Raw genomic sequence first — 13712 nt, 5'->3', positions numbered from 1 at the left:
GCCTATTTATTGATAATATTCGGGCTTAGCCTGGTCGCAAGCCTCTATATTCAACCTGATGGCCAGGTCACACTTTTAAAGCAGTAATTGGGGTCGATTTCATGAGTGATAACAGCCGATTAGTCTATTCAACAGATACAGGCAGAATTAAAGAAGAGAAAACAGTCCCGGAACGTCCTAAAGGCGATGGCGTGGTACGAATTCAGCGTCAGACAAAGGGCCGCAAAGGAAAAGGGGTCTGTATTGTCACTGGGTTGGATATGAATGATGCTGAACTCAAGCTTTTGGCTGCCGAGTTGAAAAAAGTCTGTGGCTGCGGTGGTTCTGTAAAAGATGGCACCATAGAAATTCAGGGGGATAAACGCGATCTCATCAAGACTACACTTGAGAAAAATGGACACACGGTAAAATTAGCCGGCGGCTGAGAGACTAACACCAGTCTGGCAATGCTGGTTTCCATAATCAGCCAGGACCGAATCCGCTGAGTGAAGCTGGCAAAGGTATGCTGAAGTTGTCAGATACACTCACAACGAATGCATGCCAACAAGATTGCCTGCGCACTTTAAGGCATCCCGACGAACGCATTGCGTTCGTCGCTTTCAGGTAATTCCATCTAACATTGAAGAGCCAGGCAAACTGACAATTTGCAGCAGGGCTTAAATACAAGTGTGAATTACCTATTTTATGGTAAATCAGCGTTATGGTTAAATAGCATGAACCTGTCTGGTGAGGCCGTCATATAGAAGAGAGCAGAGAGCTAATACGTAGACTCCCATACACGCAATTTAACATAATCTATGTTATGCGCACTCAGGTTGTAGAAGCCAGGAAACAAATGATGACTAACACTTTGCCACTGGTATTTCGTCCAGCTTAGTGGTCCATCGGTTAGAGCGGAATGCTTGGCGCATGTGCCAATTGCTGGTTGCGATAACGGATGCCGGTTTAAGGCCGTTTTTATAGCGCGTATTGAGCTTGTCCGTGATGAGCATGAGATCACGGCGTTTGCTTTCTTGCAGCGCATCTCCGCTAAACATGTCTAATTGAAGTTTGTTCTGGCTTACAGGGCTAAGCTCATTCAGCATTACGCCAATTTTTTGATATGAATAACCAGGACGATACATTTTAGCCAACTGCGTTTGTGCAGAAATGATCAGTTTTTGTGTATCCTGAGTCGGACAAACCAGGGATTCCATACTGCTTTTATTGTGTTGAGGTAACTGTTTATAGCGATTTGTTCGTATATAAATCCCAACAGAAGAGGCTTGACTCCCCTGTTTTCGTAGTTTTTCACCTGCACGATGGCAATGGAAAGCAATAGCTGATTGTAATTCTTGCTGATCCGTAATGCCGACACCAAAGCTCCGGCTTGAAAGAATTTGTTTTCTAGTTACTTCAATATCTCCCGGATCAATACAGCTGATTCCCCGGAGCTCTAATACTGTACGAGTAAGGCCTATATTCCAGAGTTGACGCGTAAACACAACATCCTGATTTGCTAGTTGCCACGCTGTTATTATACCACTGGTTTTCAGTCGGGTGGCCAATCGCGTTCCAATCCCCCATACTTGCTGAACATCCATTCTTTCCAGCAGCCACTGTCTTTGCCGTTCAGTTTGGAGGTGAAGCACACCACGCACTCTGTTTTCGTAACGTTTCGCTGCATTGTTTGCAAGTTTCGCCAATGTTGGTGAAGTACCAATGCCAACACGAACGGCTAAACCGAGCCTGTTACTGATTGCTTCTACAATACTTTTTCCATAACTTGTCAGCGTTTCAGTTGCCAAACCGTCTAAACGTATAAATGCCTCATCAATTGAGTACTGCTCAACCTGAGGAGAAAATTGCCTCAACTCGTCGATAAAGCGCTGGCTCATATCAGCGTACAGACTGTAATTTGAACTGCGTACCTCAACACCTGCGCGTTTAGCTTCTCGTTCAATCTTGTACCATACTGCCCCACGTTTTATCCCTGCCGCTTTTGCTTGTGCATTGACAGCAACACAACAACCATCGTTGTTTGAAAGCACCACAACAGGCTTGTTTGCTAGTTTGGGGTCAAATAATTGCTCGCAGGCTGTATAAAAACTCTGAACATCAACCAGCGCCCAGATCTGATCCTTGTTTCCGGATACTGTTTGAGTCATTAGCGCTCCAGCAAGTTATGAATATTACGTGTCACCACACCAAAAATTTCAGAGTCTTCCGGCATGGGAAATGGCTTCATCGCCGGATTTTCAGCTTTTAACCACCAAGTATTGTTATGCCGAATGAGACGCTTGCATGTGAACTCATCGAAGATACGGGCAATGACAATCCGCCCCGGCAGTACAGCTTCAGCACGGTCCACAACCAATAAATCGCCATCGTAAATACCGGCACCTGTCATAGACTCACCAGACGCTTTCAGTACAAAAGTAGCATTGGGATGACGAATGAGATAATCCATCAGTTCCAGTGATTCTTCATGCCCTTCAGCTGGTGAGGGAAACCCGCACCGGACAGATTCAATAAACAAAGGTAATACAGCCATTGTTACCCTCTCAATAAATACTGTATATAAAAACAGTATAAAAGGTAATTGGCGTACTGAACAGAGAAAATACACGGTATGGCTCTGAAAAGTTCTGAGTGCTGCTAGTGCACTGAAATACCGAGATAAAATGTATAATTCTTTTAGTCTAGTATTGAGGAGATGTTGATATGACTGTTTTTATATACAGTGCTATGGTACTCTGGCGTTCATAGCATTCATGCTGTTACAGATTTGCAAAAAACGGGCAAGTTTGCTTTAAAAAACAACAAACTCAACGCTAATTTAGGGATTTATCCGATCGCCAGTTTATCTTATTGCTAAACTGGCCGCCTGTTGGTGACAGGGATTGGAATTGGAGAATGAAAATGCGAAAAATCATCATGATTTTAGCACTGGCCGTGCTCAGTGGCTGTGCTTTACAGCCTGACCCACAGTATCACACTGGGCAATGTGTCGGAAAAATGACAACAGAAGAAGCGTATGGGCATCTGGACCCTAATCGTTACACTATTCAGGTGCTGGCTCTGAGTGAAGAACGAGATATTCGCGGCTATCTGCGGGAAATCCCAGGGCAGGATCCAATTTGGGTTAACTGGAAGCATAGTTTAGGTAAGAGCTGGTACGCTGTTATTTATGGCGATTTTGCCACTAAACAAGAAGCAAAACAGCGTATTCAAACATTGTCGCCTCGTATACTGGCACAAGGTCCGTTCGTCCGCAGTTTTGCGGAAGTGCAAAGTGATAAGCAAACTGACGTTTTTCGTATGCGTTAAAAAAATGCGCTCAGACTGTCTGGGCGCACTTCTCTGACCCTTTTCACATTACAGCTTTTCGATGAGCTCAGGTAAAATCTCAAACAAGTCACCGACTAACCCGTAGTCAGCTATATCAAAGATTGGAGCATCAGGATCTTTGTTGATGGCCACAATCACTTTCGCCTCTTTCATCCCAGCCAAATGCTGTATTGCTCCTGAAATACCAACAGCAATATACAGTTCTGGCGCAACGATTTTACCGGTCTGACCCACTTGCAGATCGTTTGACACAAAGCCCGCATCGACAGCCGCTCGGGAAGCCCCCACAGCGCCACCGAGTTTATCCGCCAGCTTTTCTATCATTGCGAAATGTGTTTTATCTCCAAGCCCCCGGCCACCGGAAACCACCACACGCGCAGCTGGCAATTCCGGGCGGCTGCTTTGTGTAATTTCACTGGACACATATTCAGAGTTGGGCGATTCGATCACTTTTTCGAGTTCGACAATTGGGGCCGCTGCCCCGCTTGTTGCTGAAGAAGCAAATGCTGAGGTACGCACAGTAATCAGCTTTTTACTATCGACCGACTTTACTTTGGCTAATGCATTCCCTGCATATATCGGCCGGATTACGGTATCGGCAGACTCAATGCTGACGACATCGGCCAGTAATCCAACATCCAGGAGACCGGCTACACGCGGCAAGATGTTTTTCCCGGTTGTCGTTGCAGCCATTAATAAATGAGAATAATCGGCCGATACTTCAGCAATAAGCGCTGACAGATTTTCAGCCAGCCAATGCGTATACACTGGATGATCGGCCAGAAGTACTTTATCCACACCGGCAATGCCAGCGGCCTGCTCTGCAACAGCTTGGCATTGATAACCCGCCACTAAGACCTGACAATCACTCTCCAGTGACAGACTCGCAGTTATCACCTTGGATGTCTCAGGCGACAACGTATGGTTATCGTGTTCTGCAATGATAAGTACACTCATGAGATCACCTTGGCTTCATTTTTTAATTTATCAACCAATTCAGAGACCGAACCTACTTTCGTGCCCCCCTGGCGAGCAGGTGGCGGTGAAACTGCCAATATCTCCTGGTGTTGTGACAGCGTCACACCAAGTGTGTCCAGGCTGATGACATCCAACGGTTTTTGTTTCGCTTTCATGATATTGGGCAATGAGGCATATCTGGGCTCATTTAACCGGAGATCTGTACTGACTACCGCAGGCAGCCGTAACTTGAGTGTTTCCAAGCCGCCATCAATTTCGCGTGTCACTTTGATGAAGCCGTTATCTACTTCAATCTTTGAGGCAAAAGTCCCCTGAGGGAAACCGGATATGGCAGCTAACATTTGAGCGACTTGATTATTATCTGAATCAATCGATTGCTTACCCATAATCACCAGATCAGGCGATTCACTTTTTACAACGGCATGAAGAATGCGTGCAATATTCAAAGGCTCATCTTGTGCAGCGCTATCAATCTGAATTGCTCTGTCGGCGCCAAGTGCTAAAGCAGTACGAAGCTGCTCCTGGCAACTGGTTTCACCCACGCTGACGACAACCACCTCACTGGCCAAGCCAGCTTCTTTCATGCGAACTGCTTCTTCTATGGCAATTTCGCAAAAAGGGTTAATGGCCATTTTAACATTATGCTGTTCAACGCCTGAGCCGTCGGATTTAACACGAATCTTCACATACGGGTCTATCACCCTTTTGATTGCGACTAACACTTTCACTGGCGACTCCTTGCAAATCAATGTGTTAATAAGGGAATACGGCCAGATGACTGATTGACAGGCTCCCAATCAGATACTCACAAGCCGAGGATTGTCTTTTGCATTGAGTGTGGTTCGGGTTTACGTTTACGTCAACTGGACTACAGTTACTCATAGTCTTAATAAAAGGGACATGGGGCATGGAAAGAGAAAGCATGGCGTTTGATGTGGTCATTGTCGGAGCCGGTCCAGCGGGGTTGTCAGCAGCATGCCGGCTGATGCAACTGGCTAAAGAGAATGAAAAGGAGTTATCGGTTTGTGTGATCGAAAAAGGGGCGGAAATAGGCTCGCACATTATATCCGGCGCCCTGTTTGAACCCAGGTCATTAAATGAGTTGTTCCCTGACTGGCAAAGCCGCGAGGCACCACTTTATACTCAGGTCCGGGACGATAAGGTGTATTGGTTCTCCAATCAGTACAATCAGTTATGTATTCCTTCAATGCTAGTGCCTTCCCCTCTTCAGAATGAAGGGAATTTCATTATCAGTCTGGGCGAATTATGCCGCTGGCTGGCTCAACAGGCAGAAGCGTTGGGAGTATCCATCTTTCCGGGATTTGCTGCAGCTGAATTATTTTTTAACAACTCCGGTGCAGTCGCTGGGATCATAACCACTGATATGGGACGCGACAAACAAGGTAATGAAAAACCAGGTTTTCAGCCGGGTATCATACTTGAAGCAAAATATACGCTTATTGCTGAAGGCTCTCGCGGGCACTTAGGAAAAGCCGTTATAGATCGTTTTAAGCTGGATAAAGATAAAGCGCCCCAGCATTACGCAATTGGTTTTAAAGAACTGTGGGAAATTCCGGCAGAACAACACCAGGCTGGGCTTGTCGTGCATACTTCCGGTTGGCCACTCAGCCAGACTCGGACCTCAGGTGGGGGCTTTATGTACCATCTTGGCGATAACCTTGTGTCTGTCGGTTTAGTGGTTGATCTTAATTATCAGCACCCTTATCTCAGCCCTTTTGATGAATTTCAGCAAATGAAACACCATCCGGTTTTCGCCTCTGTGTTAGAAGGCGGGGAACGTATTTCTTACGGGGCACGAGCTATTACAAAAGGCGGACTGCATGCCCTGCCGGAACAAAGCTTTCCTGGCGGATTACTGATTGGGTGTGATGCTGGGACGCTAAACAGTGCAAAAATCAAAGGCTCTCATACTGCAATGAAATCTGGCATGCTCGCTGCTGAAGCTGTTTTTTCGGAGTTAGCCGTTAATCATGCGCACACTTCACCCGATTATCATTCATTATTCGAGTGTTCATGGCTGAAAGAAGAGCTATTTGGCGCCAGGAACTTCACCTCACAGGTACATCGTTTAGGGACATTACTTGGCGGAGCCGTCGCAGCGTTAGAGTTCAATGTGCTGAAAAAAAGCCTGTTTTCGTTTAGGGATGACACCCCGGACTATCAAACCCTGAATACAACCAACAAAGTTAAGCCGTTGTTATACCCTAAACCGGACGGAAAACTCAGTTTTGACCGAACTTCCTCGGTTTTTCTATCAACGGTTAAACATGATGAAAACCAGCCATGCCACTTGATACTGCAAGATCATGAGTTGCCGATAAAAATGCACCTGGACAAGTATGCCGAGCCTAGCCAGCGATATTGTCCGGCGGGCGTGTATGAAATTGTAGAAAATAACGGGCAGAAACGATTTCAAATCAATGCCGGAAACTGCATTCACTGTAAAACATGCGATATAAAAGATCCGTCCCAGAATATAATCTGGACCCCACCAGAAGGTGGTAGCGGGCCCAATTATCGCTCGATGTGAATGTGATCAGCTCAAAGGTGCGTTTCTGCCCGCACCCAATCGAGATAGGCATGATAACCGGCTTCAATTGGCAAACAAATGATTTCCGGCGTTTCATAATTATGATTCGCCAGAATATCGGCTTCAACTTCTGAATATCTGTCTTGAGTTGTTTTGATGACGACTAACTTTTCTTTGTCAGACTGGATGTTGCCTTTCCAGTGATAATAACTGTCGATACTCTGCACCTGAATACAGGCAGCCAGGTGTTTATTCAACAGAGAATGGATGATTGCCTCACCCACGTCGTCATCTGAAAAGGTAGTCAGAACGACACAGTATCCTTTTTTTAACATCTATTCACCTCCCCATTCAGCATTGATCAACGCTGCGAAAGTGCCACTTTGGCACTTAATGCAACCAATAAGCCACCAGAAATACCCTCAATCGCTTTCGCATAGCCTGATATCTTAGGGTTACCGAAAACGAAACTCCCCAACATGGCGTAAAGTAAGTTGATGCAAGTGGCTAAAACACTGAACAGTAAACCAAGGATCAAGAGCTGTGTGGTGACCTGACCAGCGCTGACATCAATGAACTGAGGCAGAAAGGACAGGAAAAACAACGCCACTTTAGGATTCAGCACGCTGACAATCACGCCTTGCATAAACACATTCGATGTTGATTTTACTGGTGCGGAAGCTGTCAGCCGGCTCTTCCCTCGAAGACTGTTTCTGATTGATGAAATACCCAAATAGAGTAGATACACTGCTCCTAAGTATTTTATTACGCTAAATAAAAAAGCAGAGCTGAGTATAATCGTTGAAAGCCCAAGCACAGCGGCCAGCGTATGTCCTAAGTACCCTATCCCCAGCCCCAGAGCCGCTTGAACACCTAGTCGCATCTTTCCACGCATAGCGTTTGACACAATATAGATAACATCTGGACCCGGTACTAAGTTAAGGCTGATTGATGCCAGAGCAAAAAGTAAAAGTGTTTGAACTTCCATTTTTATCTTCACCTGAAGTTACGAGCATTAGATTTTTTGACAAAAAAACCATAAAAAAGCAAAGGTTAATTGGATAATGCTCTGATCGTATTAACCACGGAAAACACACTGAACATAAATGAATATGAAGCATCAAATCTCATAAAAAAGCAAGAATCTTGTATCTCATGCTGCAATTAACATCGAGTGCGAATATTGGCACTTTCATCAGTTATTCCTTTAAGAACAAAAAGCATGAAATACATATCGACTAATAACAAACAGGTATACCTTTATAGCAACTTTGTGTTTCCTGTGAATAGATTGTGTAACATCTGTGTGTTAGTGTTTTCTGGTACTGCAATAAAAACACGAAAAATAGTTAGCTTGCTCAAACCTTGTAGAGGGGACCAGATATGGATGTCAATACACAGGAAGTAAGTAGCTTTGATACTGATGTTATTCATTTGTATTTGCAGGAAATCTCGCATAAATCACTACTCAGTAAAGAAGAAGAAGTTCAATACAGTCGTAAAAGCCTTGCTGGCGACCCACACGCAAAATCTGTCATGATTGAGAGTAATTTGCGTTTGGTGGTCAGTATTGCTAAGAAATATCGTGGCAGCACGATGCAGCTTAGCGACTTAATTGATGAAGGCAATATTGGTTTAATTACTGCTGTTGAAAAATTTGATCCTGAACGTGGATTCCGTTTTTCGACGTACGCAACATGGTGGATAAAACAAACCATTGAACGTGCGATTCACAACCAGGGAAGAACCATCCGCCTGCCTGTTCACGTATCAAAGGAAATCAATACCATACTGCGTACCCACAAACAGCTGATGAAAAACAGTAATCAGGAGCCTACTCACGAGCAGGTTGCTGAAAAAATGCAAAAGTCTGTGGATGAAATTTCGGAAGTCCTGTCCTATGACACACCAGTGGTGTCTATCGACCAGTCTTTGTCGGACGACAGCAACTCAAATTCCATCGCAGCTTTCATCGCTGATACCAACATGACCGCCCCGGATGCGTCGATGGATCAATCTGACATCCACGCACTCGCTCTGACTATGCTAAAAAGCCTGAATGAACGCGACAGAGAAATACTGTGTCGTCGCTTTGGCTTACTGGGTTATGAAGCACAAACACTTCAGGAAGTGGCAGAAGAAGTGGGCCTTACCCGCGAACGTATTCGTCAACTGCAGGTTAGCTCGTTGAATAAGTTGAAAAATGCACTTCAGCGTGAGAATTACAGCTTAGAGATGTTGTTTTCTGAAACGGCATAATTGACAGTTTTTACATCGATAAAGCCTGGTAACTTACCAGGCTTTTCTCTTTTTGTGGTATTTGACAGAACTCTGACACCTTCCCCTGGCTGTAGAGCAAGAATCCTTATTGCCAAATAGATTGGCAGAGATTTGTATTTTACTCATAATTTGGGTTAACCCTTTCAGTTAGCAGTGTAGAGATCATGATATTCAGAAAACTGTGTTTCCTTGCTTCTGTCGTTTTACTGACTTCTTGTGCCAGCTATAGTATTACGGAACAAGAAGTACAGAATTACCTTGATAAACAGGCGCGTGTAGAGCAAAAGGTAGGATTTGGCGGATTTGTCCAGGCTCATGTTCTGTTTAACGACATCAAAGTCGGTATTGGTCGTTCGGCATCAGATCGTATTAATCTCGCAGCAAAATCTAAAGCAGATATCAGTATCAAAGGCCAACCACAGCAAAAAGTGGCTATCAATGTCAATTTCAGCGCTATCCCCTATTACGATAAAAGTGAGGGGGCTGTGTACCTGAATAATTTGAAAGTAGAATCGCTGGACATCACTCCAAACACTTTGGGTCCTTTTGCCAGTAGCCAGGTACTTTCTCCGTTAATCGAGATCGTGGGACAATATCTCTTGAAGATACCTGTCTACAAACTTCAGGAAGACGACTTTAAGCAATCTCTTCTGAAAACGGCCAGACCAGAGCTAAAAATCAAAAATCACTCTCTGGTAATTCAAATCTGATAAGCTTTTATGAAGTTGTGTAAGCACTGTGCAATGTATGTTGTATCAGTGCTTTTATTTTGATGACAGTTGATAAGTTATAGTGCATTAAGGTACCCAGTTAGAATGACAAAAGCGGCTAGCGACCAGCCTCAAGTGGCGAAAATCAGCTTCTTTTCAATGAATCCTGGATCATAACTACCGAATCAAATTGTGATTGTTTACACTAGCAAACGGTGAGACTGAGTATGACAATTTTATTTTATGTATGACACATTACAGGTAACCCCTTGATGTTAGAAAATTTGCAACAAATGGTGATCCTGGCCACTGTCAGTCACGAACAGAACTTCACACGTGCCGCTGAGCGCCTTGGCATTTCTAAATCACAGGTCAGCAAGCAAATTCGATTTCTTGAAGAGCGCCTGGGTTGTCAACTGGTTCAACGCAGCACACGTACTGTTGCCCTCACTGATATTGGCCTGCAATATGCCGAATTTGGGCAGCAACTGCTTGATACCGTAAAAGAAGCAGAAGCCTTGGTGGCCGGGTATAGAAATGAAATAAAAGGCGTACTCAGAATAGGTGTCGCCCAGTCATTTGGGAACACCAATATCACACCCGCAATGGTCGCTTTTCAGCGTGCTCATCCTGAACTTGAACTGGAAATCAGCCTTTTTGATCATCGTCCTAACCTGCTGGAAGAAGGCTTCGATTGCTGGCTGGCCATTCACGAACACCCGCCTGAAGGCATGGTTGCGAAAAAACTCGTCGATTGCGAATTCATCGTTGTCGCATCTCCGGACTATATCGCTCTGCACGGCAAACCCAAAACACCTGCTGATTTACGCAAGCACAATTGCATTACCTATGAAAGCCGGGATCGCAAATATGTCCAGTGGGACTTTTCAAAAGAAAACGTAAAAGAGTCAGTGCGGGTCACAGGCAGCTACCGAATCAATAATGCCCCGGCCGTTTTAGAGGCGACAAAGGCAGGTGCAGGTATCGCCTATCTGGCCACCTACCTGATCCACGATGAATTGGAAACTCAGCAGTTAACCCAGGTATTGGCAGACTGGAAACCAGAATTAGCGCTGCCCATGTACGCTGTCTATCCGCGTCACAAGTACCTGGCCCCCAAAGTAAGAGCCTTTATCGACTTTATGGCGGAATGGATGACCAGCCATCCCTTCCAGCCTCGGCAGTAGTCGCTGTGCTGCCACGTCTTAGAACTGCAGTTGAGGAACCTGACTTACTGTTCTACACCTATAGGTAGTTCTTACAGGTGAGCAGCCATGTTAACTCTTTCAGCTTACATTCGGGAAAAGTGTCTCCACATCATACTTTTATCAGGGTTACTGATTATGGCTGGCTGCGCCACTCAGGAAGAAGCTGAACCGCCGCCAGCAGCAACCGGCACGCCGGCAACAGTTGAAGAGGTGGCTGAGCCGCCACCGCCCCCAAAAGCAATCCTTACGGAAATTCCTGAAGTCAGTGAAACCGTCTTTTTCGACACGGGAAGCTTTGAAATTTCGCAACGTGAGCAGCTGAAAATCGATCCCATTGCAGTCAGACTCAGGCAGCATCCTGACAGTAACGTAATCATCATTGGTCACAGTTCAGAGAGTGATAATGAAGAAGATAATATGGCGTTATCATATGAACGGGCGTTCAGCGTAGCCATTTATATTGCATCTGTGTTTGGGATTGCAGAAGAACGTATTCAGGTCGTTGCCCAGGGCAACGGTGATCCTGCCACATCCGGGTCGAACAGCCGGGTTGAGGTCATTTCGCCAGAGACTGTGGTCAGAACATTGAATGCCTCAGATGAGGACGGAAAATTCTGAACCACAGCTCCTTCACAGGAAAAGATGCCAAGTTATCCCAGTTTTTTCAACGCCGGGAAGGCATACATTTTCTTGATGATCTCCGCCACGCCTTCCGGTTGAGAAGCCAGTTTACTGTTAAACTTCGCTTCTTCACTTTCAGTGACGGAATCGTCTTTAATGCCGGCAGCAATGTAATTTGCAGGGAATAAGTGATAAATACCCGTTATCTGACGGTCGATTTCTTCAGCCAGTTGCTCCGGGGTTTCAAACGGTTGCTCTATCACATCACCAAAGCTCACATGAACACGTCGTTTTTCTCCGACTATGCCCTGTACAATGCTTTCGATATCTTCAAACTCGCCTTTCTCATAGCTGCCCGTTGTCTGCTTGGCATTCAGTTCGTTAGCCTTGGCTAAATCGCAGGGATCATTCTCATAAGAAATGGCCACAGGCACAATATTGAGCTGAGTCATGAACTCGGCAAAAGACTGTTTCCGCTTGCGCCCTTCCATGTAAAACATTTTCAGCAATGCTGGATCCGTCTTGTCGTTTCCGTCTTTCGCACGCCCTTCTTTCTGAGCAATCCAGATCGAGTGACCTGTTTCGATAGAGTTGGCAATATAATCTGACAGCAGACCCAGTGCTTTCATCATTTCACGCGGCGCTTTCACTGAACGTTTCACAATAAAGCTTTTGTTTAAACGCATCAGCTCTGTCGCACAGGGCTTCTTCAGAAGATTGTCACCGATAGCGATACGGACTGTGTTCAGGTTATTGTGGTAAAGGCACCAGTTCACCATAGCCGGATCCATAGCGATATCTCTGTGATTGGAGATGAAAAGATACGCTTTATTGGGGTCCAGTTTATCTAAACCAGAATGTGTGACGCCGTCACAAGAATGTTCTATGGTCGCAGCCATATACTTGGCAACTTGTAGCTGAACGTCTTCTACCGTCTTAACACTTGACCATTTACGGACAAGAAAGCGTTTTATCAATGGACGCAACAGCCAGCCAAACACACCAGATAGCTGTGCAAACCGGTAGTTGAGGATAGCATTGATGAATTCGTCATCATTGATTAAGCGTTGAATCGCACCACTGACTTCATCGTCATTGTAGGGGCGTATATCTTTATAAATATCGTTATTTGTTTGCACTATGTTGCTTCATCTAATTTTAAAATCGCGCCATTCTACGCAGATTTGATGGATTACCCAATGATCGACCCCAAACAGTTTAATGGTTGGAGGTCTGATCAGCAAAGTTTCTTCCTACTTAACCCGACTCTGAGCATCTTGACCCCGGAGGTAAAACCGAACACTATGTGCGGGCTTTGACTCAGAGGAACTACATGAACCAGGCAATTGAATATACAAAGGTTGAACAATCCCTGCTGGCCGTGGGCGCTCGCAGAAAAAATGTTACCGCGTACCTTATTACTGTCAATACAGGTGCCGCCCTGTTACGGCTGGGCAAACATGAGTTCGTTTTAACCGCAGGTAGTGGATTTTGGGTACCCTTCGAATGCCTTCATGCTTTAACTGTATTACCGGGTTGTCGTTATAACATGGTTAATTTCTCGGCCCGCCTTCAGCAACCGCTATGTCAGCAAGCAGGTTTTGTCACTGTTACACCACTTCTGAACGCTTTGCTGCAAGAGCTGAACCAAACTCAAGCGCAATCTCAAGCGCAATCTCAAACCAATCATAGCCCTGCAGGACGGATACTCGCAGTCATTGTTGATCAAACGGCGAAGTTTTCACCTGTAACACAACAAATTTGTCCTGCTCTTCCTGGCAAACTGCAATCGGTGCTGAAAAAACTACTTGAAAGGCAATCACCTGCCTCTGATGACGGCTTCTCATCAATCGAAGCCATTCTGGGGATGAGCGTACGTGAGCTTGAAGCCTGTCTTATCGTCCGTGAAGCCATCAGACTCTCCCGATCCGGAAGGAATGCTGAGCAGGTTGCCAATGAACTTGAATACCAATTAGACCATTTGCAAGCACTTGGCCAAACTCTTGCTGACTACCAATTCTAAAGCTTCGGCTT

General features: G+C 45.3%; 15 protein-coding genes. 8 read left to right on the top strand and 7 right to left on the bottom strand.

Features of this window, described 5'->3' with window-relative positions:
• Window positions 1-101 precede the first annotated feature (101 nt).
• Window positions 102-425, top strand: a complete 324-nt coding sequence (gene yciH, locus H511_RS0105035; protein ID WP_027251323.1) for a stress response translation initiation inhibitor YciH — start codon at window positions 102-104, stop codon at window positions 423-425.
• Between the two features lie 417 nt (window positions 426-842).
• Here the strand turns inward: yciH and H511_RS0105030 are convergent, their stop codons facing one another.
• Both H511_RS0105030 and H511_RS0105025 read right to left on the bottom strand, forming a co-directional pair.
• Complete coding sequence (locus H511_RS0105030) at window positions 843-2147, bottom strand: Y-family DNA polymerase (RefSeq protein ID WP_027251322.1); 1305 nt, start codon at window positions 2145-2147, stop codon at window positions 843-845.
• Window positions 2147-2533, bottom strand: a complete 387-nt coding sequence (locus H511_RS0105025; RefSeq protein WP_027251321.1) for a LexA family protein — start codon at window positions 2531-2533, stop codon at window positions 2147-2149. The genes H511_RS0105030 and H511_RS0105025 overlap by 1 nt, the downstream gene beginning before the upstream one ends.
• Window positions 2534-2901: 368 nt before the next feature.
• Here H511_RS0105025 and H511_RS0105020 point away from each other — a divergent pair, with 368 nt between their 5' ends.
• On the top strand, window positions 2902-3309 hold the full coding sequence (locus H511_RS0105020) for an SPOR domain-containing protein (RefSeq protein WP_027251320.1): 408 nt from the start codon (window positions 2902-2904) through the stop codon (window positions 3307-3309).
• Between the two features lie 48 nt (window positions 3310-3357).
• On the opposite strand, the gene H511_RS0105015 is transcribed toward H511_RS0105020, so the two are convergent.
• Window positions 3358-4287 carry an electron transfer flavoprotein subunit alpha/FixB family protein gene (locus tag H511_RS0105015; protein WP_027251319.1) on the bottom strand — a complete coding sequence of 310 codons (930 nt, stop codon included), beginning with the start codon at window positions 4285-4287 and terminating at the stop codon, window positions 3358-3360.
• Entirely contained in the window at window positions 4284-5036 is a 753-nt protein-coding gene (locus tag H511_RS0105010; protein ID WP_027251318.1) for an electron transfer flavoprotein subunit beta/FixA family protein, read from the bottom strand. The genes H511_RS0105015 and H511_RS0105010 overlap by 4 nt, the downstream gene beginning before the upstream one ends.
• A 179-nt stretch (window positions 5037-5215) precedes the next feature.
• On the opposite strand from H511_RS0105010, the gene H511_RS0105005 reads away from it, so the two are divergent.
• On the top strand, window positions 5216-6859 hold the full coding sequence (locus tag H511_RS0105005) for an electron transfer flavoprotein-ubiquinone oxidoreductase (protein ID WP_027251317.1): 1644 nt from the start codon (window positions 5216-5218) through the stop codon (window positions 6857-6859).
• Window positions 6860-6870: 11 nt separating this feature from the next.
• Here H511_RS0105005 and cutA read toward each other — a convergent pair whose 3' ends face one another.
• Both cutA and H511_RS0104995 read right to left on the bottom strand, forming a co-directional pair.
• A complete protein-coding gene (gene cutA, locus H511_RS0105000; protein WP_027251316.1) occupies window positions 6871-7194 on the bottom strand; it encodes a divalent-cation tolerance protein CutA in 324 nt (107 codons plus the stop codon).
• A gap of 26 nt (window positions 7195-7220) precedes the next feature.
• Complete coding sequence (locus tag H511_RS0104995; RefSeq protein WP_027251315.1) at window positions 7221-7847, bottom strand: LysE family translocator; 627 nt, start codon at window positions 7845-7847, stop codon at window positions 7221-7223.
• Window positions 7848-8242: 395 nt separating this feature from the next.
• Between H511_RS0104995 and rpoS the strand changes: the two genes are divergently transcribed.
• From rpoS to H511_RS22615, 4 genes are all read left to right on the top strand, one after another.
• A complete protein-coding gene (gene rpoS / locus H511_RS22620; protein ID WP_051287881.1) occupies window positions 8243-9118 on the top strand; it encodes an RNA polymerase sigma factor RpoS in 876 nt (291 codons plus the stop codon).
• A gap of 185 nt (window positions 9119-9303) precedes the next feature.
• Complete coding sequence (locus H511_RS0104985) at window positions 9304-9849, top strand: YceB family lipoprotein (RefSeq protein WP_027251314.1); 546 nt, start codon at window positions 9304-9306, stop codon at window positions 9847-9849.
• A 272-nt stretch (window positions 9850-10121) separates the two neighbouring features.
• The gene (locus tag H511_RS0104980) at window positions 10122-11036 is read left to right on the top strand and encodes a LysR family transcriptional regulator (protein ID WP_027251313.1); all 915 of its coding nucleotides are present in this window, start codon (window positions 10122-10124) and stop codon (window positions 11034-11036) included.
• A gap of 87 nt (window positions 11037-11123) precedes the next feature.
• A complete protein-coding gene (locus H511_RS22615) occupies window positions 11124-11675 on the top strand; it encodes an OmpA family protein (RefSeq protein ID WP_081669193.1) in 552 nt (183 codons plus the stop codon).
• Between the two features lie 32 nt (window positions 11676-11707).
• On the opposite strand, the gene H511_RS0104970 is transcribed toward H511_RS22615, so the two are convergent.
• Entirely contained in the window at window positions 11708-12817 is a 1110-nt protein-coding gene (locus H511_RS0104970) for a 1-acyl-sn-glycerol-3-phosphate acyltransferase (RefSeq protein WP_027251312.1), read from the bottom strand.
• A 194-nt stretch (window positions 12818-13011) separates the two neighbouring features.
• On the opposite strand from H511_RS0104970, the gene H511_RS0104965 reads away from it, so the two are divergent.
• On the top strand, window positions 13012-13701 hold the full coding sequence (locus H511_RS0104965) for an AraC family ligand binding domain-containing protein (protein WP_027251311.1): 690 nt from the start codon (window positions 13012-13014) through the stop codon (window positions 13699-13701).
• Window positions 13702-13712 lie beyond the last annotated feature (11 nt).

The sequence above is a fragment of the Photobacterium halotolerans DSM 18316 genome, from assembly GCF_000425165.1.
Classification (GTDB): Bacteria; Pseudomonadota; Gammaproteobacteria; order Enterobacterales; family Vibrionaceae; genus Photobacterium; species Photobacterium halotolerans.
Note: the sequence above shows the minus strand (reverse complement) of the source record. Positions and strands in the feature narration are given on the sequence as shown.

Excerpts from the sequence above, each read along its gene's own strand:
- H511_RS0105025 (WP_027251321.1), bottom strand. The coding sequence starts at position 2,533 with ATGGCTGTATTACCTTTGTTTATTGAATCTGTCCGGTGCGGGTTTCCC.
- H511_RS0105030 (WP_027251322.1), bottom strand. The coding sequence starts at position 2,147 with ATGACTCAAACAGTATCCGGAAACAAGGATCAGATCTGGGCGCTGGTT.
- rpoS (WP_051287881.1), top strand. The coding sequence starts at position 8,243 with ATGGATGTCAATACACAGGAAGTAAGTAGCTTTGATACTGATGTTATT.
- H511_RS0105015 (WP_027251319.1), bottom strand. The coding sequence starts at position 4,287 with ATGAGTGTACTTATCATTGCAGAACACGATAACCATACGTTGTCGCCT.
- H511_RS0105005 (WP_027251317.1), top strand. The coding sequence starts at position 5,216 with ATGGAAAGAGAAAGCATGGCGTTTGATGTGGTCATTGTCGGAGCCGGT.
- yciH (WP_027251323.1), top strand. The coding sequence starts at position 102 with ATGAGTGATAACAGCCGATTAGTCTATTCAACAGATACAGGCAGAATT.
- H511_RS0104965 (WP_027251311.1), top strand. The coding sequence starts at position 13,012 with ATGAACCAGGCAATTGAATATACAAAGGTTGAACAATCCCTGCTGGCC.
- H511_RS0105020 (WP_027251320.1), top strand. The coding sequence starts at position 2,902 with ATGCGAAAAATCATCATGATTTTAGCACTGGCCGTGCTCAGTGGCTGT.
- H511_RS0104995 (WP_027251315.1), bottom strand. The coding sequence starts at position 7,847 with ATGGAAGTTCAAACACTTTTACTTTTTGCTCTGGCATCAATCAGCCTT.
- H511_RS22615 (WP_081669193.1), top strand. The coding sequence starts at position 11,124 with ATGTTAACTCTTTCAGCTTACATTCGGGAAAAGTGTCTCCACATCATA.
- H511_RS0104980 (WP_027251313.1), top strand. The coding sequence starts at position 10,122 with ATGTTAGAAAATTTGCAACAAATGGTGATCCTGGCCACTGTCAGTCAC.
- cutA (WP_027251316.1), bottom strand. The coding sequence starts at position 7,194 with ATGTTAAAAAAAGGATACTGTGTCGTTCTGACTACCTTTTCAGATGAC.
- H511_RS0104985 (WP_027251314.1), top strand. The coding sequence starts at position 9,304 with ATGATATTCAGAAAACTGTGTTTCCTTGCTTCTGTCGTTTTACTGACT.